We start from the raw sequence: 21,951 nt of genomic DNA, 5'->3' as shown, positions 1-21,951 counted from the left end.
CCAGCGCAAATTCTGTTGAACGCATGGCGCCGCTATTCAGCCGCCTCGGCATAATGTGCCGGCACGTAGTTGAGGATGGGGCCGAGCCAGCGCTCGACCTCTGCCAACGGCATCGCCTTCCGGCGCGCATAATCCTCGACCTGGTCGCGTTCGACCTTGGCGACGCCGAAATAGTAGCTTTCTGGATGCGCCAGATAGATGCCGGAGACCGACGAGCCCGGCCACATCGCATAGCTTTCGGTCAGGCTCACGCCTGCATTGCGCTCACCGTCGAGCAGCCGGAACAAAGTCGCCTTCTCCGTATGGTCGGGCTGCGCCGGATAGCCGGGCGCAGGGCGAATGCCGCGATAGGGTTCGCCGATCAGTTCGTCCGGCGCCAGCGCTTCATCTGAAGCATAGCCCCAGAATTCCTTGCGCACCTTCTCATGCATCCGCTCGGCAAAGGCTTCGGCGAAGCGGTCTGCCAGCGCCTTGACCATGATCGACGAATAATCATCATTCGCTCGCTCGAACCGTTCGGCGATAGCCACCTCTTCGATGCCGGCGGTGACGATAAAGCCGCCGATGTAATCCGGCTTGCCGCACTCCGCTGGCGCGACGAAGTCCGCCAGTGCGACATTGGCCTTGCCATCGCGCTTGGTCAGCTGCTGGCGCAAGGTAAAGAAGGTCGCCAGTTCCTGCGACCGCTTTTCGTCCGTGAACAGCCTGATGTCGTCGCCGACGGCATTGGCCGGCCAGAAGCCGACGACGCCGCGCGGCGCGAACCATTTCTCGGCGATGATCCTCTTCAGCATCGCCTGCGCATCCTCGAACAGCTGGCGCGCGGCGGCGCCTTGCGCCTCGTCTTCGAGAATTTTGGGATAACGGCCCTTCAGTTCCCAGGTCTGGAAGAACGGCGTCCAATCGATGTAGCGCGCGAGTTCGGTGAGATCCCAGTTCTCGAATACCTTGACGCCGGTAAAGGACGGCTTCGGCGGCTCGTAGGCAGACCAGTCGATCCGGTGCGCATTAGCCCTCGCCTTGGCCAGCGGCAGCCGCTGCTTGTCGGATTCGGAGCGGGCATGCGCATCGGCGACCTTCTTGTATTCGGTGCGCACCGTGTCGACATAGCCGCCCTTGGTCTCGTTCGACAGCAAGGACGACACGACACCCACCGCCCGGCTGGCGTCGGTGACGTAGACCGTCTGGCCCTTGGTGTAGCGCGGGTGGATCTTCACCGCCGTGTGCACGCGGCTGGTCGTTGCGCCGCCGATCAGCAGCGGAATGTCGAAGCCTTCGCGCTCCATCTCGGCGGCCATGTGCACCATTTCATCGAGGGATGGCGTGATCAGGCCGGACAGGCCGATGATGTCGACATTTTGGTCGCGCGCCGTCTGCAGGATTTTCGCTGCCGGCACCATGACGCCGAGATCGACGATCTCGTAATTGTTGCAGGCGAGCACGACGCCGACGATGTTCTTGCCGATGTCATGGACATCGCCCTTGACCGTCGCCATCAGGATCTTGCCCGCTGTCTGGCGTTCGCCATTGTCGATGCCGTTGGCGGCGTTGGCCAGCTTCTCGGCCTCCATATGCGGCAGCAGTCCGGCGACGGCCTGCTTCATCACCCGCGCCGATTTCACCACTTGCGGCAGGAACATCTTGCCCGCGCCGAACAGGTCGCCGACGACGTTCATGCCGGCCATCAGCGGGCCTTCGATGACATGCAGCGGGCGCTCGGCGGCAAGCCGCGCTTCCTCGGTGTCGGCGTCGATGAATTCGGTGATGCCGTTGACCAGTGCATGGCTGATCCGCTGTTCGACCGGCAGGTCGCGCCAGGCGAGATCGCGCTCCTTGGCTTCCTGGCCCGCCGTGCCCTTGAAGCGTTCGGCGATCTCCAGCATGCGTTCGGTGGCGGTGCCGCCGGCCCTGGGCATGCGGTTGAGCACGACATCCTCGCAGGCCTCGCGCAGTGCCGGCTCGATCGTATCGTAGACTGCGAGCTGGCCGGCATTGACGATGCCCATGTCCATGCCACGCTGGATGGCATGGTAGAGGAACACGGCATGCATGGCCTCGCGCACCGGCTCGTTGCCGCGGAACGAGAAGGACAGGTTCGACACGCCGCCGGAGATATGAACATGCGGCAGCGTCGCGGTGATCTCGCCGGCCGCCTCGATGAAGTCGACACCGTAATTGTCGTGCTCCTCGATGCCGGTGGCAATGGCGAAGACATTGGGATCGAAGACGATGTCCTCGGGCGGGAAGCCGGCCTGCTCGGTCAGGAGCTTGTAGGCGCGCGTGCAGATCTCGACCTTGCGCGCCTTGGTGTCGGCCTGGCCGTCCTCATCGAAAGCCATGACGACCACCGCCGCGCCATAGGCCCGCACCAGCCTGGCATGATGCAGGAAAGCCTCTTCGCCTTCCTTCATCGAGATGGAGTTGACCAGCGGCTTGCCTTGCACACATTTCAGCCCGGCCTCGATGATCTCCCATTTCGAACTGTCGACCATGACAGGAACGCGGGCGATGTCCGGCTCGGCGGCGATCAGGTTGAGGTACTCGACCATGGCCTTCTTCGAATCGATCAGGCCCTCGTCCATGTTGATGTCGCTGATCTGCGCGCCCTTGGCGACCTGGTCGCGGGCGACGTCGAGCGCGGCGACATAGTCTCCCGCCGTGATCAGTTTTCGGAACTTGGCCGACCCCGTGACATTGGTTCGCTCGCCGACATTGACGAAGGGGATCTCCTCGGTGAGCGTGAACGGCTCCAGCCCGGACAGGCGCATCTTCGGCGTGATGTCAGGAATGGCGCGCGGCGGATACTTCCGCACCGCCTCTGCGATGGCGCGGATGTGCTCCGGGGTCGAGCCGCAGCAGCCGCCGACGACATTGACCAAGCCTTCCCTGGCAAAATCCTCGATCTGCGCGGCCATGAATTCCGGGCTCTCGTCATACCGGCCGAATTCATTGGGCAGACCGGCATTCGGATAGGCACAGGTGAAGGTGTTGGCGACGCCTGATATTTCGGCCAGATGCGCCCGCATCGCATTGGCGCCGAGCGCGCAATTGAGGCCGATGGTGAAAGGGTTGGCATGGCGCACCGAATGCCAGAAGGCGGTCGGCGTCTGGCCCGACAGCGTGCGGCCGGAGAGGTCCGTGATGGTGCCCGAAATCATCACCGGCAGGCGCACGCCCTTCTCGATGAAGATCTCTTCCGCTGCAAAGATCGCGGCCTTGGCGTTCAGCGTGTCGAAGATCGTCTCGATCAGGATGATGTCGGCGCCGCCGTCGATCAGGCCGCGCAACTGCTCACCATAGGCGAGGCGCAGATCGTCGAAGGTCACGGCGCGGTAGCCGGGATTGTTGACGTCGGGCGACATCGACGCGGTGCGGTTGGTCGGCCCCAGCGCGCCGGCGACGAAACGGCGCTTGCCATCTTCCTGCTCGGCCCTCACCGCCGCGCGCCGCACCAGCCGCGCGCCATCGCGGTTCAGCGCGTAGACGGCATCCTCCATGCCGTAATCGGCCTGGGCGATCGAGGTCGAGGAGAAGGTGTTGGTTTCGAGGATGTCGGCGCCTGCGATGGCGTATTGATAATGGATCTCCTCGATCGCCTTCGGCTGCGTCAGGATCAGAAGATCGTTATTGCCTTGCTGGTGGCAGGCGCAGCCGGCGAAGGCCTCGCCGCGAAACTGGTCCTCGTCAAAGCCGAGGCCCTGGATCTGCGTGCCCATAGCGCCGTCGAGGATGAGAATGCGCTCGCGTGCCGCCGCTGTCAGCGCGGCAAGCACTTCCGAGCCGTCCGGTTTTGCCGCGACGGGGCCGAACAATGCGTCCAGCGATGCAGAATTCTGCGACATTTTTTATCCCTTTGGCGACAGGCCTTTTCATGTCACATAAGGATATCTTTATGTCAATATACGGTAGATGCGCGCGATTGTCACCCACCTGTCTCGAGGGCGGGGTCTGTGGCGCCGGTTTTCCGACGGACCTACGCTCTGTCGAAGCTTGCCAGGAAGCGGGCGAAGACCGGGTTGAAACGATCCGGCGAGTCCCAGAACGGCGCGTGGCCGGATTTGTCGAGCAGATGGGCCTTGCCTTCCCATAAATTGGAGAATTTCACAGCGGAGACGAAATCGGTGTTGACGAATGGCTCGTCGATGCCGTTCAGAACGGCGATCGGCGGCGTCTTGCCGGCCACGATCTCGCGCTGGTTCCGCCCGGTGCCGGCCGCGAACTTTTCGAACATCAGGCGCCGCGCCCTTCCATCGGTGCGCGCCACCGTGTCGATGAGAAACGGCTCGAACGGCTCGCCGCAGGTGCTGCGCGCATAGGCCTCGACATCCGCGTCAGTGAAGGTTTCCTGCCCGGCAAGGTGCATATGCGGGCTCGGCTTGAAGCCGTTGCCGACCTGCTCGGGCGAGACGGGCGGCGTGCCGGTGATCATCAGGCCAAGCAGGCCGGGAAAGCGGTCGATCATCTCAAGCCCGATATGGCCGCCGAGCGACCAGCCGAAGACGATGGCCTTGTCGATGCCGAGCAGCCCGAGCACTTCGGTCATGGCATCGGCATAGCCTTCCATGCTGTAGGAACGCTCCGGATCGATCGCATCGGCGGACGCTCCATGGCCTGGCAAGTCGGGAGCGATGAGGTGGTAGCGCTCGCCCAACGGGCTGTCCAACTGGTTGCGGAAAACGGCGCTGGAAGATGAATTGCCGTGGATCAGCATGACAGCGGTGCCTTCGCCACTGGTCTGGCGAACCGCGATCTTGCCGTGGCTGGTTTCAAGGGTCTTCTGCGAGATCGCCATTGTCCGCTCCGTCGGGGGAATTGCCCTGTTTTAATACAGTTGCGCAGCAAAGCGCCACGGCTTCCATACCTTTGCGGGAACCATCTTCCCGGCCAGGTTGCGTTGAAAAATCCTTTTCAAATAAGAACAATTATGCGTAGATTGTCAATTATCCAACTCCCGATGAACGGGAGGAAAACAGGGAACAGCACGATGAAGCCCAAATCCGCCGCAAGTCGAATCCGCCATATGCTGATGAGCACGACGCTGATCGGCATGTTTGCCGCATCTGCCGCCCCCGCCTTTGCCGACGTCGTCAAGATCGGCCTGCTTGCGCCGCTGACCGGCCCTGCCGCGGCGGACGGCCAGGAATTCCAGCGCGGCGTGCAGATGGCCATCGACGAGGCGAACGCAGCCGGCGGCGTTGCCGGGGATACGTTCGAACTGGTGGTCGGCGACGTCAAGGATCAGTCCGCCGGCAACGTCACCAGCGCGGTCGAGCGCCTGCTTGGCGATCCGGGCGTGCACTTCATGCTGACCGGCTATGCCAGCCTGACCAATTTCGAGATCGACAACATGGCCGAAGCGGAAATGCCCTACATGCTGGCGGCCACCTCGCAGCAGACCAGGGACATCATCGCGCCGAGCCCCGATAAATACATGTGCTGCTGGTCGCTGACGCCTTCCTTCGACGCCTACAACACCGACGTCACCCTGTTCGTCGAGAAGCTCGCGGCCGACGGCAAGATCACCTTGCCGACCAAGAAGGTCGCCATCATCTCGTCCGACAATGCCTATTCGAAGACCATCTCCGAAGGCATGAAGAAGACCTTCAAGGAGAAGGGCTGGACCATCACCGTCGACGAGATCGTGCCGTTCGGCGAAGTGACCGACTGGCGTTCGATCCTCGCCAAGGTGCGCGAGAATGTTCCCGATGTCGTCATCAACACCGACTATCTGCCGGGCAATTCGGCGTCGTTCCTGAACCAGTTCCTCGAGCAGCCGACCAAGAGCCTCGTCTTCCTGCAATACGCACCGAGCGTTCCGGAATTCGTCGAGCTGACCGGCAAGAAGTCGGATGGTGTCATCTACAATCTGCTCGGCGGCGCGCTGACGACCCCGAAGAACCCGCGCGCCGACGAGGTGGCGGCCAAGTTCAAGGCAAAATACGGCGTCGAGAGCGGCACCTACGGCGTCGGCCTCTACGAAATGACCAATGTCTATTTCGACGCGGTCAAGAAGGTCGGCGGCGCATCCGACCATGCGGCGATCATGAAGGCGCTGTCGGAGACCGACAAGCAGGTCGCGGAAGGGCGGCTGAAATTCGATCCCGCCACCCACCTTGCCACGCAGGGCGACGACTATATTCCGATCACCTTCTTCCAGATCTGGGATGGCCAGCGCACGCTGATCTCGCCGGAAAAATACGCCACCGGCGCCTTCAAGCTCCAGCCCTGGATGAAGTAGGGAATGGCCCTGCTTGAACTGGACGACGTGTCGAAGGCCTTCGGTTCGCTGAAGGCCGTCGACGGCGTGTCGTTCAAGGTCGAGGCCGGCGAGATCTTCGGCATCGCCGGCCCGAACGGCAGCGGCAAGAGCACGCTGTTCAACATCATCACCGGCATACCGTTCGGCCCCGACCGGGGCCAGATCCGCTTTGACGGCATTGCCATAAACGGCAAATCGGGACACGCCATCGCGCGCCTCGGCCTCGCCCGCACGTTTCAGCGCGAGACCAGCTTCGACGGGCTGACCGTGTTCGAGAACGCGCTGATCGGCGCCAGTTACGGTAAGCAGGAAAAGACAGCGGCCACGGCCCGCAATGCCGCCGCCGAGGCGCTGGAGTTCGTCGGCCTGGGATCTCGGTCGTTCGGCCGGCTTGCCGGCGAATTGTCCGTGTTCGAGCGCAAATGCCTGATGCTTGCCACCGCGATTGCCATGCAGCCGCGCATGCTCTTGCTCGACGAGCCGGCATCGAGCCTGACCAAGCCCGAGATCGAGACATCGATCAGCCTGATCCGCCGCACCGCCGACCGCGGCATCACCATCCTTCTGATCGAGCACGTGCTGACCTTCCTGATGAGCCTTTCTCGGCACCTGCTGGTGCTCAACAATGGCCGCGTCCTGGCCGCTGGCGACCCGGCCGGCGTGATCGCGGACCCGCGCGTCATCGAAGCCTATCTCGGCACGAGGAGATCGGCGGCGTGAACCCCATTCTCAGCGTCGAAGGCGTCACCGCCGGCTATGGCCGCGTCACCGTGCTGCACGATATCTCGCTGGAGGCCGGCCGTTTCGGCAATGTCGGCCTGTTCGGCCCCAACGGCCATGGCAAGACGACGCTGCTGCGCGCAGTCTCCGGGCTGCTGCAGCCGAAGAATGGCCGCATTCTGTTCGACGGGCAAGACATTGCCGGCCGCAGCGCACGCGCCATCGTCGGCGCCGGTCTGATCCATGTGCCGCAAGGCAACCGGCTGTTTCCCGATCTCTCGATCGCCGACTGCATGGCGCTCGGCGCCTATTCGCCAAGGGCCCGGCCGCATGAGGCGGAGAACCGTGAGAAGGTGATCAAGCTGTTTCCGAAACTGGCGGAACGCTGGCGCCAGCGCGTGCGCACATTGTCGGGCGGCGAGCGCCAGATGGTGTCGATCGGCACCGCGCTGATGAGCCATCCGCGCCTGCTGATCCTGGACGAGCCGACGCTGGGGCTGGCGCCCAAGATCAAGGACGAACTCTGCGCCTCCGTCATGGACATTTCGCGCGGCGGCGTGCCGCTGATCGTCGTCGAGCAGGATATCGAATTCCTGCTGGAGCTGACGCAGCAACTCTACCTCGTCAACCATGGCGCGGTGGCGACCGAGATCAAGCCGGGCGAAAGCCTCGACCACGGCGAGATCATGTCGATGTATTTTGGCCATTAGGAAAATCCGAAGATGAGCGCATTGGCGGAAATCCTGTTCGGCGGCCTGTTCCAGGGCTCGCTCTACGCCATGATGGCGGTCGGGCTGGCTCTGGTCTGGACGACGATCGGCGTGTTCAATTTCAGCCATGGCGTGTTCATGATGCTGGGCGCCTACATCGCCTGGCAGCTGGTCGAACTCGGCCTGCCGGCGGCGGTCGCCTTTCCGATCGCCGTCGTCGTCATGGCCGGCGTCGGCTGGATCCTGCAGGCGAGCGTCGTGCGGCCGCTGATCGGCCGACCCAACATCGTGCTGGTCGTCGTCATCACCACGCTGGCGGCCGGGTCGCTGATCGAGAACGGCGCGCTGACCATCTGGGGACCGCGCTCGAAACAGATCCCGGCGCTGATCGCCGGCAACGCCACCATCGGGGGCGTCGGCGTCTCCCTGCACCAGATCGCCATCATCGTGATCACGCCGCTGATCCTGGCCGCACTTTGGATGTTCCTCAACCGCACGCGGCTGGGGCTGGCGCTGCGCGCCGTGGCGCAAAATGAAGATGCCAGCCACCTTGTCGGGCTGAACGTCACCGCGCTCTATGGGCTGGCCTTCGCCATTGCCGCTTCGCTGGCCGGGCTAGCCGGCATCTTCATGGGCGGCTACCGCTTCATGTCGCCGGTGATGGGCAGCGACCCGCTGCTCAAGGCGCTGATCGTCGTCGTTTTCGGCGGCATATCGAGCATATCGGGTCCGATCTTCGCCGCCTATCTGATCGGCTTCTTCGAGGCAGCCTGCAGCTATTATTTCGGCTTGTACTGGACGCCGGCACTGCTGTTCGGCGTGCTCATCCTGACCCTGATGGTGCGCCCCGAGGGCATCTTTGCCAGCCGTTCCCGAGGCCTAGCATGACCGACACGACATCGCTGACCGCGCCTGGCCACGCCGAGGCGGCAACCCCGATCGCTCCAGGCCGCACGCCGTGGAAGCAGGAGGCCATCGGCTTCGTGCTCGGCTTCGCGCTGCTGGCGCTGCTGCCGCTGATCTTCGGTGACCCCTATGCCCGCCACATCCTGATCATGGCCTTCATCTATGCGATCGTCGCCTCGAACTGGGACCTCAGCCTCGGTTATGGCGGCGTCTTCAATTTCGGCCATCTGGCGCTGTTCGGCATCGGCGTCTATGCCTACAGCCTGCTGACCAAGCTGGCCGAATTCGACCCGTGGATCGCGCTGTTTGCCAGCGGTGTCATCGCAACCCTGGCGGCGATCCTGGTGACCATCCCGATCCTGCGGCTGAAGGGCATCTACATCATCCTGGTCACTTTCGGCTTCGCGCAGCTGGTGATGCAGGTGATCATCAGCCAGTCGGCCATCACCGGCGGCACGCAAGGGCTGGTGCGCATTCCCGGACTCTATATCTTCGACCACAACATGGTCCGCGACGGCAAGTTCGCCTATTTCTACATCGCGCTGGCACTGCTGGTGGCAAGTACGCTGTTCCTGCGCGTGTTTGTGCGCTCACGCGCCGGGGCAAGTATCGTCGCCTTGCGCGACAATGAGGAATACGCCGTCAGCCGCGGCGTCTCGATCGTGCGCCAGCGCATGCTGACGCTTGCCGCGAGCGCCTTCTTCACCGGCATCGCCGGCGCCTTTTACGCCGCCTACCAGCGCAATGCCTCGATCGACGTCTTCGGCATGAGTCTCGCGACCATCATCCTGTCGATGGTGCTGCTTGGCGGCACCAGCACCATCTACGGCGCCATCGTCGCCTCCTTCGTGCTGACGATCTTCGCCGAATGGATGGCCGATTTCGGCGCGTGGCGGCCGATGATCACGGCGGTGCTGATCATCGGCGTGATGCTGGCCTATCCGAGCGGACTGGTCGGCATGATCAAGGCTTCATGGGGCGCCGTCGCCGGACGCCTGAAGCGCCCGGGCTGATCGGCTCGGAATAGCGGCTGCGCCTCAGCGGATGCCGCACCAGTCGATGACCGAAGCGGCGATCACCTTGGCGGTCTCGACCACCGATTCGACCTCGACATATTCGTCGGAACCGTGAAACCCGTCGCCTGACGGGCCGAAGATGACACCGTCGACGCCGGCGCCGGCATAGTGCGCGGCATCGCACACGGCGACGAAGCCGCGCGCCTGCGGCGCCTTGCCGACCATGGCCTTGCGCTTCATCAGCGATGTCACCAGCGGATGATCGACCGGCGTGTTCATCGGCGGGAAATACAGCCCGCCGAGCTCCCATTGGATCGCAGGCGGGTTGTCGCGCAGCCACGCATCGGTCTGGGCGAAATGGTGGACGAACGTCTCGAAATCGCGGCGGTAGTCGGCCGAGTTCTCATCGGGCAGGAATTTCATGTCGAGATCGAGCACCGCGACGTCGGGAATGATGGCCGGGTTGGTCATGACGGTCGGCAGGCCGTGCTGGCCAAGGCCGGTGCCGCCATGCATGACGCCGATGTTGATGGTGTTCATGCCGAGCGGCAGCAATGGATGCGATTTTGCCCGCGTCCGGTCCAGCTCATAATGGCGCACGGCGGCGATGAAACGGGCGGCGATCTCGATGGCGTTGACGCCCGGCTCCAGCCGCTCCTTGTCGTGGCGCTGCGGATAGATCTCGTTGTAGCGCAGCGCCGAATGGGCGTTGCGCCCGCGGATCGTCACCCGCGCCCATTCAAGCCCGCCTTCGACCGGCAGGACATCGCCCCATGTCGGTTCGGCGACCAGCACCGCCTTGGCGAGCTTGCCCTTCTTCACCGCATCCATGGCGCCGAAGCCGCCGGCTTCCTCGTCGACGACCGAGTGGATGGCGAGCCGACCCTGCAGCGTGATGCCCGCCTTGCGGATCGCGCGCGCGGCGGCGATGCAAGCGGCGACGCCGCCCTTCATGTCGACGGCGCCGCGGCCATAGAGGCGGCCATTGGTGATCTCGCCGCCGAACGGATCGACCGACCAGTCCTTCATCGCGCCGACCGGCACGACGTCGATATGGCCGCACAGGATCAGGCTGCGATCCTCGTCTCCCGCCCATTCGCCGACCAGATTGGGCCGACCGGGCAAGACATCCCATTGCTCGGTCCTGAACCCGTCCTGCTTGAGGATCGGTTCGAGCAGCGCCTGGACATCCGCCTCGCGGTTGATCGCCGGGTTGGGCTCGAATTTGGGATTGACCGAAGGGATGCGAACCATGTCGCGGGTCAGCCCGATCAACCAGTCGCGATCGGTCTCGATCTCAGCCTGCACGGCATCGATGGTAGTCTGGTTGTCGGGCATCGTCGCTTCCTTCTCTGCGTCGCGGCGCTTTGCATCGCTGCACTGGGCGCAACGACACTATTTCCTTGTGGTTTTGGCGGCGTCGTCGGCCGATGACGACAGGACGGTATCGAGCGTGACCGCATTGGCACTGCGGATCTTCTCGATGTCCTCGATGCGCTTGCGCACCCCGGCGCCGTGGCCTTCCAGCGCGTGGGCGAACACGGTTTCCATCTGGGCAACGGCCGTCGCCAGGGTGTCGAACGGCGAGTTGGCGTCGATCGCCGCGACCATGGTCAGGTCCGCTATGTCAGATATCGGCGACAGCCAGACATCGGTGAACAGCAGGATGGAGACGCCGCGCTCCTTGGCCTGCTGGGCAAAGCTCACCACGTCCGACTGATAGCGCCGGTAGTCGAACACGACGAGGAGGTCGCGCTTGCCAAGGTCGATCAACAGGTCGAAATCGGCGGGGCTCAACGAACCGATGTCGCGCACGCCGGAGCGGAACTGCAGGAGGTAGCCGGCCAGCATGGAGGCGATATGCCGGCTGAACCGGCCGCCCAGCAGCACGACCTGCCCCTTGCTCTCCAGCAGCAGGTTGACGGCGCGCGTGTAGGCCTGCACCGGCACGGCCGTGCGCGTGCGCTCCAGGCTGTCGGAAACCGAATGGAAATAGGCAAGTGCGGTGCCTTCGCTGGAGCCGCCCGGACGCTTGGCCTCCATCATCAAAAGCGGCGAATGCAGCCTGGATTCAACTTCGGTGAGCAGGCGTGCCTGGAAATCGGCAAAGCCGACATAGCCAAGCTTGCTCATCAGCCGCGTCACGCTCGGGTCGCTGACGCCGGCGCGCCGTGCCAGCCGGGTCGCGGTGCCCAGCCCCGACATCGGATAATCAGCGAGCAGGACCTGGACGATCTTCTCTTCCGCGGAGGTGAACGCCACGGTCGTATTGGCCAGTTCTTCGCGGATCGACATTGTCATCGCCCATCGCCGACGGAAAGACGATTATCTTACAATTTCACCCATGTTTGTCAAATTTGGAACTTCTCTTACAGAGCCATCGAGAGTTCGGCATGACTTGCTATCCCATGGCAGCCAAGCCAGTCGTGCAACACATCCACGTCGGCTCGAACGAGGGCTGGCGTCTATTTGAAGCTGGCGATGGGCAGGAACTTGACCGCGGAACCGGTGAAGCGCCGGTGATCGGAGGTCTGTCCTCGCGGCTGGAATCCATCGAGATAGATGTGCTCCGGCGCTGTGCGGATGAGATTGGCGGCAATGACGGGCGCCGCCGCAGTGCTAGCTCCGCCGGCGATACCACGACCTGTCTCAATCGGCCGGGACAACGCTGCCGGCACGATGACCGCAGTGGCTTGGGGATCGAGATTTGGCTGGACACGGTCGGCCTTCGGGCTGGTCCTGACGCGATCTTCGGGCTTCGATTGGGCAACCGAGACCCGCTGGCCGGCCAACCCATTGTGGCCGTCATCGGCGTGGTTCAAGGCCAGCAAGGCAGCGACCGCATCGCCGGATTTGTCTGCTCCAAGCTGGCGCGTCGGGCTTTCCGGTCGCCATGTCGGCAACGGGATGTTGAACGCCACCATGTCCGGCGCGCCGCCCGCGGGATCGGCCGACTTGCCCGAGGGAATTTCAGCATCGGTTGCTGTTGGATTGGCCAGTTCGGCCCGCGCGGTGGAAGCGTTGGCTGCTGCAAGCGGCGCGAGTTGCGGGGTCGGAATGCTGGTCGTGGACCCGCTGCGCGGGGCGAAGGCTGGCAGCGGCACCGAGCCCGGCGCCATCGCCATGACGATCGCTTCAGGCGTCTTCCCCTCCGGTCCAATCGGCGATTCTTCGGCCCTATCGACGGAAGCCATCTGGATGTCGGCGCGCTGGGCATCCTGCGGCGGCACGATTGCGATGCCGGCGGGCCTGGGTTCAACGGACTTGGCCGGCTTGCGTGGCGCCGGCACCCCTTCGGCGACATCATCGGTCTCGTCCGCGCCGCGCCCACCCAAAAGCGTCGCCAGCAGGCCGCGCGCCGGCCTGCGTTGGCCGCCGTCGGCACTTGCCAGGTCGATGTTGGGCGTGCCGGCGCCCTTGCGCGATTTGTAGGCGGCAAACGCCTGCCCATAACCGGGCAGCGGTTTGCCGTCGCTCGGCACATGCAGCGTATTGCCGTTCGGGAATACCCTTGCGAGTTCCTGGCGGCTGATGCCGGGCCAATGCCGCACATTGCCGACATCCATATGTATGAAAGGCGAGCCCGAGGTCGGGTAATAGCCTACGCCGCCGCCCTGCATCTTGAGGCCGATGTCGCGCAGCTTCTTCAGCGGCACATCCGGCAGGAAGAAGTCCATCGCGCGGCCAACCATGTGTTGGCTTTCCCGAGCCACGCCCTTCGAGCGGCTGCGCAGCATGGCGTTCGTCGCTGGCGACCGATAGGCGCTGACCACGTGGATATAGGCTCTCGAGCCGCTGGCGCGATAGGCCTGCCAGACAAGATCGAGCAGGCGCGGATCCATCTTCGTCGGTTCGTTGCGACGCCAGTCGCGCAGCATGAGATTGATCTTCTTCAATCCCGCCGGATCATAGCGCCCATTGCGCTTGAAGACGATTTCAGCCTTCTCGCCCGTATGGAGATGTTGAATCTTCAAAGCACGCGTCTCCGCGAACGCGCCGGTGACACACAGGCAAAGGAACGCTGCGATGATGGCAGGCAGTGTCCAAAGACGGGAAGCACGGGGGGCGTTTTGCACGTTTTCGCTCACGTTCATGCCTTGCACGTTCTTTTGTTTCGGGCGATTTCAGGTTCCGCCCAGATGAAGAGCCTTTCAGCCCTCTTCCTGACAAGCATGGACTTGACCGACGCAGACAGGCGTCCATGCCACAATACGTCATGTCGATGAACAGCATCTTGGTTAACGAATCGTGTCGCTTCCGAGAACGCGTTTCGGCTGGAGTTGCCCGTGGCAGCCATTTTCTGGAGCAATGCACCGCTGATGAGGTCCGCCAGCACGACGGCCGCGCCGTTCCCATGTAGCCGCCTCGCCCTCGCAAATGCAGAGAACGAATGTGCGGCAACAGGATGTTGGAAACTGGTGCTGCGAGAGAGGATTGAACTCGGCGGTTTGAACGTTGCAACATTGATATTGTTGCGTTTTTTCCCCGATGACGCAAGCCCTGTGTAGAACCCATACGTAGTCGGCACAGCCGATCCCTAGAGCTTTGAGATAAGCTCGCGAAGCCCGTCCTGTATTCTATCGAATGCCTCTAACCCTTCCGAGGTCAATTCAGCTTCCTCGGCCTCCTTGCGCATCTTCTTGAGTTTCGTGTCGATAGCTTCAGGCCCTACACCCTCCGCAAATATCTTGAGGAAAGCTTGCCAGTGTTTGATAGGTATGCCCGAGACGGGCTGTTCAAGTAGACCGATAATGAAGGGTTCCATCAGACCGCCGCGAGCAACCCGACCGAAATTCTTTCCCTGATCATGTGCAGGCTCATCGTTAAACTTTTGGCCCTTCGATGGATAAGGCACAGTCACCGTGGCTGTTACAATGTCGGTCGCCGGACCTGTGACGCCACGCAGCACCCGCCAATAATGATTGCGGTGTTCTGCGGCGTATCTCGCCTCCTCGATGAAGGGTCTCATCAAACGAGGAGAACCGGAAACCACCTCGTCTAGGCCCCACGGATAGACGACCATTAGGTCTTGGGGTGAGCAAACCGCCGGTGACGCCTTATACCGGAACGACGGCTCCCCCTCTTTCGAGAGGATGAACCAACCCTTCAGTTCTATCCCCATCAATATACGCTCGGCTTCGCTAACTCCGGGAGCCGTTGTTTGGAGGCGCACGTCCGGGAACACCTGGGCCTGACGAACGAATGAATAAATTTCGTATTTGCCTTCCGGGTCCCAAAGTTCTCGAAGATCGTTGAGGTTCTCCACGACCGACGCTTCAATCGCTGCGCCGAGGGGCGTGTTCAGGGTGAAGAGATCGGTGGCACTAATACCTGCTATCCGAAGGGACGTGCGGAACCGCGAGGGGAGCGCGTGGAGTGCGTCCACCACTCTCCCATAAAGCGCGGCATGCGGCCACGAAGTAGGAGGACCTCCGGTCCGTGCTGGTGCGACACCTGCCACAGCACCGGCCGTCACGAGGCAATCCTTTGTCTCTTCGCAATTTCAGCACGAACCCGCGAGATACCGCCCTCAAAAAAGAGGTCGTTCATTTCCGCAGTGTGTGCCCTTCGACCTGTGCGGATGGCAGCTACGGTTGCTGACATCAACCCTCCGAAGGGCTCCCATACGACATCGCCCGGATCAGTGGCCGCCAGTATTTGACGCTCCATGAGTGAGAGCGGCTTCTGATTTGCATGCAGATAGCCGAACCCCGTGGGATTTTTGACACGTTCAGCTCCATGCACTGGAGGCTCGCTCCAGACATTTGTGCGAGCATGAACGTGCGTCCATTTTGCTCGCATCCTATCCCAAGCGGCTGCGGTCGGGGCGTTGATCCCGTCAATTGAGAAGTAAGGCCGAGCGGTCTTCGCTCCAAACTTCGTACACCACTTCGCCATCCCCACCACCGCATCGCCCGGAGGGAAGTACCACATGTGGCATTGGGTCAGGTATTTTCGTGTAGCCGCATTGGCAACGCCACAGGCTTCGTTGCTCTGTGACATCGGCAGGCCCGACCGTCGCCATTCGTAGCGAAGCCACTCTTTTAGCGGCAATTCGTGGCCCTCTAGTGTCGTCAATGTCGCCTTGCGGGTATAGCGGACAGCCAGTTCCGTCACGACCGGCAATCCCCGGATGGTCCTCGAATTGACGTTGCCTGCTATATGGGCGATGCCTTTGTCCCAAACAGCCGTCTCTTCATACTGCCAGCCATTGAGTTCAAGCGCCGGGTGAGACTTCGCCCACCCGATTTCACTGTTCCAAAACCATAATGTCGTGAACGGTTCAGAGTGTTTGGCCCATGCAGCCGCGTGAGGCGCGTACCATTCTGCGAGCCCGTCTGGACTAATCGGCTCTCCTGGAAATTTTCCAAGGCCATAAGGTCCGTCAGCAATAATTACGGTCGGCGACAGCCATCCTTGATAGGCTTTCAGCGCATCACCGCGATAAGCCGAGGCTGATCCGAGACGAACCTCTCGATCGGTTGCGGACGCGGTGCGTATCAGGCCAGTTCTCACGCTATCATCCCCACAGTTCTCCGCCGAAAGAGCGACACAGTCGAACCATACCGGCGGTCGGCGGAAAAACACAGAGGCCACGTACGGCGCTGCTGACAAACGTTGCGTTATTGGCAACTCGACATTGATAGAAGATGGCGAGATGATGAGCCGGGGCGAGGGCAAGTACGTGTCGCGATTTTACATTCCCTTGGAAGAGCTTCACTCGATGATCGATACGCTTGACCAAGAGCTCAAGCGCCTTGCCCAGCTTGACAGCAAATTCACCGACTTTACGGCGATGGCGTATGTGCCGGACGCCGTTTCCGTATTGCATAATTTGCGGATGCACGATGCTTTTCCGGCGCTCGGCATGAGTTCATCTCTCTTGACGCAACTATTGAACTTCAACGCCAAAATTCGAACTGCAACCCTTGTGGCGGCGCTGGAACGCACCAGGACTTTCTTGAGGTCACAAGAGAGCGAATACCGAGGTTTCTCACCGACGACTGACGAGCAGGACCTGTCGAACACCGAAGGCGAGGATAATCCGGCAATAACGCCCGCGCCTGTGGCCGTGTGGACGGAGCAGTGGATTTATGTCCAGCCGCGCTCAAGAGCGAAGCAAATCATTGTGGAGTTGTCTGACCTTCTGGAGGAGGTTCTCCTGTTGGCAAGCCAATCCAATCTGCCTGAAGAGTACGCCGCGCTTTCAAAGATAGATCGGCAGCAGCTTATTGCGCTCTTGGAGACCGCGCTTTCTGTCCTAAAGTCTCCGATGGTCGAGCCGGGTCTCCTGAAAAAGCTTCGCAAGGTCGCCCTTGACGTTGGTCAGAGTGCCGCCACGAAACAGGCAGAACTAGTCCTCGGCGGGCTCTCGACTGCCGCCGCCGCCCTGATCGCGAAACTCTTGGGCCTGCTCTGACAGGGTTTCAAACTGACGGAAAAATCCGAGGGGTCGAACTCGACAGTTGATGAAACGCGATACCCCCCGGTGGGGTCGCGCCGCAGGCTGTGCCGCAACTCACCCTCGGCCACCAATAGGTCCTCCGTTCGTGCAGCGGTAGCGGCTGGAGTGGCTTCGTCGGGTCGGCTGGGTGTTGGACACCGGCAGGACTAAACGCCACTCACACGCAAAGCGAGAAGCTTTATTTGTCAGGCACAACGAACGTTGACATTAGACAAATGACGATCTAAGGGATTTGTCAGGCACAACGGGGCGCTAGACAAATGAAGCAGTACGTCATCTATACGCGGGTCTCCACCGAAGACCAGGGCAAGTCCGGGCACGGGCTTGATGCGCAGAGGCGAGACATCGACATCTTTCTGGAGAGGTTCACCGAGGTTCCCTTCGAGGTGGTAGGCACTTTCTGCGATGTCCTCTCCGGCAAGCTGGATGATAGGCCCGAGCTGGGGAAGGCGCTGGCTCTGGTGCGCAAGACCGGAGCGGAGTTGCTCGTGGCGAAGCTCGACCGCTTGAGCCGTAAGGTGGCGTTCATCGCGGCGCTTATCGAGGACCCCAAGGTTCGCCTACGGGTGGCCCAAATGCCCCATGCGGACAAATTCCAGCTTCACATATACGCGGCGCTGGCAGAGCAGGAGAGGGACTTCATTTCCGCCCGCACCGTCGCGGCGCTGAAGGAAGCTAAGGCCAAAGGTAAGAAGCTCGGGGGCCTTCGGGACAAGACCATGGCTCGCAATGCCGCCATCCAAGAGAAGGCAAGGCAGGAGGCCCGACCGGCAATGGCCGTCATAGGCCCCATGCGAGCTGGAGGCGAGAGCCTTATGGCAATCGCGGACGCCCTCAACCGGACCGGCGTTGCCACTTCACGAGGCGGCCGGTGGACCGCAAAACAGGTCTCGCGTGTCATCGACCGGGCATCAGCAGGATAGATTGGGCCAGACGGCAGATTATGCCTGTATCAGTTGCTCCCGCACCCGGGACAATACAGGAACGGCCGAAACCTAGGTGGCTTACATAGCCCGCGAATATTCATCCCGTTACCGGGAGCATCAAGTATATTATCCCGTTTACGGGAACATTAATACTTATTGCTACGCCACAAGACTTCCGGCATGTCTCGACCGTCTCATTCAACACACGAGGACTACAGCATGCCCGAGCGTACCATCACAGAGGAAATCCCCGAAGCTCTCTCCACAGTTCGTACCGCACCGCCCCTTTCGGACCACGAGAGCGAAGCCGTACGTCAGCTTGCGTCTGCAATAGGCGGTCTAACGACCACCGTGCGGGCCGTGGCGTCGGGCCGACAGCTCCACGAGCCCCACACACTGGAGCCCTTGGGATGGACCAGCGAGAGCCTTTCAGAATACGACCGACTGGCGCGGGCCTCCCGAGCGCAGGAGCGGCGACAGAAGGCCGGCCGAAACATCGACCAGACCGCAGAGGCCAACATAGTGAGGGAGGCCGTGTGCCGCCTGTCGTCAGTCGCCGAAGCGGTATCGCAGGCATTGGAGGTGCTGGCCCTTGGTGCGCCCGTGAGCGCGGCGGACACCCTTCGGTTTGTCATCATGGCGGACGGCCAGCTTGCCGAGTTTGTCCGCATGATCCCGGAGGATGAGTACACGGGAGCCATTCGCCAAGTATGGGGCAGGGACGCGATGCCCGTTCGGCTCCGATAGGCGCTCTTTCGTGCAGCGGTAGCGGCTGGAGGGGCTTCAGGGGTTCGGGAGGTAGAATGTACCGTCTGGACCCTAACGCCGCTCCAGCCCCGGAATCGATTACAACTCCCTCTAGGAATGCCCGCCCTCCGAACGTGTTCCTAACATGATTACGACTGAACTCAGGAAAGGCCCCTCCGGTCGCATATACGTGTCTAGTGAGAGAGCCGAGGCCAAGGCCATGTTCTACGGCATGGGGTGATTACCCCATACTTCAGGAAAGGCCCCTCCGGTTGCCATACACGTTGATGGGCGATTAGGCCGTACCTCGGGAACCAGCCTCCGAACGTGGCTCTAGTGATTACGACACACTTTAGGAACCGGCCTCCGAACTGTTCCTAACGTGATTACCCCTCCCTTCAGGATAGGCTCCCCGGTTGCAGCTAACGTTTATAGGCGTTGCATGTGACAGGGTTCAGAGCGTTGCCGAACGTGGCTATCTCCATACTCATTCTCTCTCCCTCTTGAGCAAGGCTCCCCTTCAGGGTTGAAGCCCGGCTCCCCGTTCAGAGAGACGCAGAACCGGCTCCTTGGCCTTCATCCAAATCTCCCCCAAGCCAACTCCGGACCTTTTGTGTCTCCATGGGTTCCCGGCGTGGCGAGGGCGGGTAGGCTCATTAGTTCCACTAGGGGCCGGCACCCTGCGTCTCTCTCTTTTTTGCTTCTCGTAAGCTCCCCTGTATCCCGCCCAGCCAGCGACATGCAGGCGTCTGCGTGAGGCTACCTGTCTTTCATCGCCCCGTAGGCAAACTCTCGGGCCCCTTCAGTGTCCCGGTAGTCGTCCCTGCGGTTCTCCCTTCCTCTATTTTTTGGACCTCGTAGTTATGACCCTCACCCCTCACGGCCCTATCCCAGGTCGCCCCGAGACATACCAAACGGCCCCAAACGATCACCGCCGCTGGGGTGCCTTGAGCGAAATCGTGCTGGTGCCTATCAACGACCGCAAGCGTGGCCGAGTGCTTTTCGCCAAGGTGGAGCGCTCGTCCTTCGACAGCCTTCCCGAGCGTGTGCGAAACGCCTCTTGGGTCGTCGTCAAAGACGGCACTGCCACAGACGATATGCAAGTCTCTGTCCGCGCCGACGTTGCCGGTTCGCTGGTGACGATCGCCCGGCTCATCATGAACGCCAAGCCCGGTGAGTACGTCCGCAACATCAACGGCAACCGCCTCGACCTCCGCACCACCAATCTCCGGCTCCGAGGCGGGAAGGACGGCAAGCGGTACAGCAAGCGCCATGACCTGGCTCTCATCCGACAGGGGAGCGCGGTATGAGCTTTTACGACACGCTCGAATGGTCGGACGACTATCCTGCCGTCGTTGCCACGATAGGCCCCAGCTACCGCGTGATAGTGGACCGAAAGGGGTTCGGCTGGTCCCTACAGCAGCGCCGTGCGCGGAAAGGGAAGTGGTTCAATGTCGCGGCACTAATCAGCTTCCGCAGCAACCTCGCACAGATGGCTTTGCCGCTCATGCACAGCGGCTACGTCAAAGACCACGGCATCACACAGGAAACCGTAGACGCCGCGCTGGTCCACCTCCCGGAGCGCTTCGGCCCCGAGCCCACCTTCAACCACCTCACGGTCAACACCCGGCCACCGCCTGACACCCCGGCGGGAGCATCCACTTCCTACAAGACGGCCCACGACATCTTTGACCCGAGGCGCGTAGCGCTGGACAGGCCGTGACGATCAACCCCCACGACTAACACCGCTCGAAAGGAGCAAAGGTATCTCCACACTCACTCACGGCGTTTGCGCCGCGACCATCGCCGTTGAACTGTTCGGTTCATACGGAGCACGGCACCAGACCTACGCCAAAGACTTCAGCCGGTATGAGACCCCCAAGGACCCTCTAGGCCCGCTCGCCCGCCTCCTCATCGGCGAGGGCTTCCACCCCGAAACCCGGATGCATGTCGTCCGCGATGGCGTGTCCATCTTCAAGCGAGACCGCAAGCTTTCCGCATGGGCGGACGAGGATTGGACCGAAGATGACGTGGGTGGGCTTAGGCGCAAGAAGTACCGCGAATTCCCGACCGGTAAGCGCCTCCAGAAGGCTCCGGCCACCTCGGACGTAGAAAGTGCCGTCCCAGCCTGAACGCCCCTCCACGACCCTAACCAGACAAACACCACCATCACAGAGAAGAGAGACAACCCTATGGCAAACTACGCCGACTTCCAAATCACAGCAGACACAGCCCTTGAGGCACAGGCCGCCGCTGCACAGTCCCGCAGCACCCCCGCTGCCGCCCCGACCGTTCAGACCAGCCGCAAGGTTCAGGTGGACACCCACGGCGACGGCCGACAGGTCACCAAGGACCTTAGCGCCCGGGCCGTAGACACCCAGCGGCAAGTCCGCCCCGGCAATGTCCTCATCGGAGGAGTTGAGACCACCGTCGAGGCCGCCCGCGTCGCAGGGTTGCTCCCGCCGGGTTTTAATGAGCCTGTCGGGGGTAAGACCGCCGCCCCGGCAGGCAACCAGCAGGGCGAACAGAAGGGCCAGGACGAGGCCGCAGAAGACTCGGCAGGGGACGCAACGGACCTTGCCGCAGCCGTGATGGACACCCTTGCGGGTGCACTGGGTGCCGAGGCTGTAGAGACCGGCATTTGGCAGGCCGCAGAGACCGGCGACGTGGAAAGCAGCATTCCTCAAGGCGTGACCGAGGATGCTGTATCCGCGATTGTCGAGGGCTTCACCGCACAGGCTAATGCGGTTCTAGGGGCGCTGCCAGCCGGCGTGGCCTCCGTCGATATGTTGCTTGAAACCCTAAACGACGGAGAGCTTCGGGAGGCCCGCATGGCAACCATCCACAACGACCGGGAGAAGCTCGCCCACCTTGGCAAGACCGCTCTCGGCCGGATGGAAACCCTGCCCTATCAGAACCCGCAGGGCTTTGAGGCTCTCATCGCGGATATGCCCGCAGCCGAGCGCAAGGCGCTGTCCTTCAGCGAGGAGCGGGGCGAGTGGGTTGTGAAGGTTCCAGGCCGACAGGCCATGTCTTTCGGGACAGCAGTCCGCGCCGGCATCGTTCGCGTCGGCTAACCAACAATCAAACAAGGATCATTCATGGAAAATAAGCACAACAAGCAGGCCACAGAGGCCGCCGCATACACCGCAATGATTGCGTCAATCCACTGTCCGGCGGAAGTCGAAGCAGCCGCAGCCGT

18 protein-coding genes are annotated in these 21,951 nt (G+C 62.1%); 11 read left to right on the top strand and 7 right to left on the bottom strand.

Annotated elements, in window-relative coordinates; translation table 11 throughout:
• Positions 1–32 precede the first annotated feature (32 nt).
• Complete coding sequence (gene metH / locus EOB49_RS17385; protein WP_127381695.1) at positions 33–3,842, bottom strand: methionine synthase; 3,810 nt, start codon at positions 3,840–3,842, stop codon at positions 33–35.
• 131 nt (positions 3,843–3,973) lie between these two features.
• Positions 3,974–4,792 carry an alpha/beta hydrolase gene (locus EOB49_RS17380; RefSeq protein ID WP_127321150.1) on the bottom strand — a complete coding sequence of 273 codons (819 nt, stop codon included), beginning with the start codon at positions 4,790–4,792 and terminating at the stop codon, positions 3,974–3,976.
• A 192-nt stretch (positions 4,793–4,984) separates the two neighbouring features.
• On the opposite strand from EOB49_RS17380, the gene EOB49_RS17375 reads away from it, so the two are divergent.
• The 5 genes from EOB49_RS17375 to EOB49_RS17355 are packed head-to-tail and all read left to right on the top strand — an operon-like array spanning position 4,985 to position 9,608.
• Positions 4,985–6,238, top strand: a complete 1,254-nt coding sequence (locus EOB49_RS17375; RefSeq protein WP_027035742.1) for an ABC transporter substrate-binding protein — start codon at positions 4,985–4,987, stop codon at positions 6,236–6,238.
• A 3-nt stretch (positions 6,239–6,241) separates the two neighbouring features.
• Entirely contained in the window at positions 6,242–6,979 is a 738-nt protein-coding gene (locus EOB49_RS17370; RefSeq protein ID WP_127381694.1) for an ATP-binding cassette domain-containing protein, read from the top strand.
• Positions 6,976–7,689, top strand: a complete 714-nt coding sequence (locus EOB49_RS17365) for an ABC transporter ATP-binding protein (RefSeq protein ID WP_127381693.1) — start codon at positions 6,976–6,978, stop codon at positions 7,687–7,689. Before EOB49_RS17370 ends, EOB49_RS17365 begins: the two co-directional genes overlap by 4 nt.
• Before the next feature lie 12 nt (positions 7,690–7,701).
• Positions 7,702–8,577, top strand: coding sequence for a branched-chain amino acid ABC transporter permease (locus tag EOB49_RS17360; RefSeq protein ID WP_127321147.1), 876 nt, complete (start codon positions 7,702–7,704; stop codon positions 8,575–8,577).
• A complete protein-coding gene (locus EOB49_RS17355) occupies positions 8,574–9,608 on the top strand; it encodes a branched-chain amino acid ABC transporter permease (protein WP_127381692.1) in 1,035 nt (344 codons plus the stop codon). Before EOB49_RS17360 ends, EOB49_RS17355 begins: the two co-directional genes overlap by 4 nt.
• Before the next feature lie 24 nt (positions 9,609–9,632).
• Here EOB49_RS17355 and EOB49_RS17350 read toward each other — a convergent pair whose 3' ends face one another.
• From EOB49_RS17350 to EOB49_RS17330, 5 genes are all read right to left on the bottom strand, one after another.
• A complete protein-coding gene (locus EOB49_RS17350; protein ID WP_127381691.1) occupies positions 9,633–10,949 on the bottom strand; it encodes an ArgE/DapE family deacylase in 1,317 nt (438 codons plus the stop codon).
• 57 nt (positions 10,950–11,006) lie between these two features.
• Positions 11,007–11,906: a MurR/RpiR family transcriptional regulator gene (locus EOB49_RS17345; protein ID WP_127381690.1), complete on the bottom strand. Its 900-nt coding sequence runs from the start codon at positions 11,904–11,906 to the stop codon at positions 11,007–11,009.
• A 170-nt stretch (positions 11,907–12,076) separates the two neighbouring features.
• Complete coding sequence (locus EOB49_RS17340; RefSeq protein WP_245472731.1) at positions 12,077–13,585, bottom strand: DUF882 domain-containing protein; 1,509 nt, start codon at positions 13,583–13,585, stop codon at positions 12,077–12,079.
• A 563-nt stretch (positions 13,586–14,148) separates the two neighbouring features.
• Positions 14,149–14,997 carry a hypothetical protein gene (locus EOB49_RS17335; protein WP_127381688.1) on the bottom strand — a complete coding sequence of 283 codons (849 nt, stop codon included), beginning with the start codon at positions 14,995–14,997 and terminating at the stop codon, positions 14,149–14,151.
• 86 nt (positions 14,998–15,083) lie between these two features.
• Positions 15,084–16,127, bottom strand: a complete 1,044-nt coding sequence (locus EOB49_RS17330) for a DNA methyltransferase (protein WP_127381687.1) — start codon at positions 16,125–16,127, stop codon at positions 15,084–15,086.
• A gap of 124 nt (positions 16,128–16,251) precedes the next feature.
• Here EOB49_RS17330 and EOB49_RS17325 point away from each other — a divergent pair, with 124 nt between their 5' ends.
• From EOB49_RS17325 to EOB49_RS17300, 6 genes are all read left to right on the top strand, one after another.
• The gene (locus EOB49_RS17325) at positions 16,252–17,031 is read left to right on the top strand and encodes a hypothetical protein (RefSeq protein ID WP_127381686.1); all 780 of its coding nucleotides are present in this window, start codon (positions 16,252–16,254) and stop codon (positions 17,029–17,031) included.
• A 305-nt stretch (positions 17,032–17,336) separates the two neighbouring features.
• Entirely contained in the window at positions 17,337–17,999 is a 663-nt protein-coding gene (locus EOB49_RS17320) for a recombinase family protein (RefSeq protein ID WP_127381685.1), read from the top strand.
• A 222-nt stretch (positions 18,000–18,221) separates the two neighbouring features.
• Complete coding sequence (locus EOB49_RS17315; RefSeq protein WP_127381684.1) at positions 18,222–18,749, top strand: hypothetical protein; 528 nt, start codon at positions 18,222–18,224, stop codon at positions 18,747–18,749.
• 947 nt (positions 18,750–19,696) lie between these two features.
• On the top strand, positions 19,697–20,059 hold the full coding sequence (locus EOB49_RS17310) for a hypothetical protein (RefSeq protein ID WP_127381683.1): 363 nt from the start codon (positions 19,697–19,699) through the stop codon (positions 20,057–20,059).
• Positions 20,056–20,472, top strand: a complete 417-nt coding sequence (locus tag EOB49_RS17305; protein WP_127381682.1) for a hypothetical protein — start codon at positions 20,056–20,058, stop codon at positions 20,470–20,472. Before EOB49_RS17310 ends, EOB49_RS17305 begins: the two co-directional genes overlap by 4 nt.
• 469 nt (positions 20,473–20,941) lie before the next feature.
• A complete protein-coding gene (locus EOB49_RS17300; protein WP_127381681.1) occupies positions 20,942–21,826 on the top strand; it encodes a hypothetical protein in 885 nt (294 codons plus the stop codon).
• The last annotated feature ends 125 nt before the right edge of the window (positions 21,827–21,951 follow it).

Source organism: Mesorhizobium sp. M7A.F.Ca.MR.148.00.0.0, assembly GCF_003997735.1.
Lineage (GTDB): Bacteria > Pseudomonadota > Alphaproteobacteria > Rhizobiales > Rhizobiaceae > Mesorhizobium.
The sequence above is the reverse complement of the archived record's forward strand: the minus strand, read 5'-3'. Positions and strand labels throughout refer to the sequence as shown.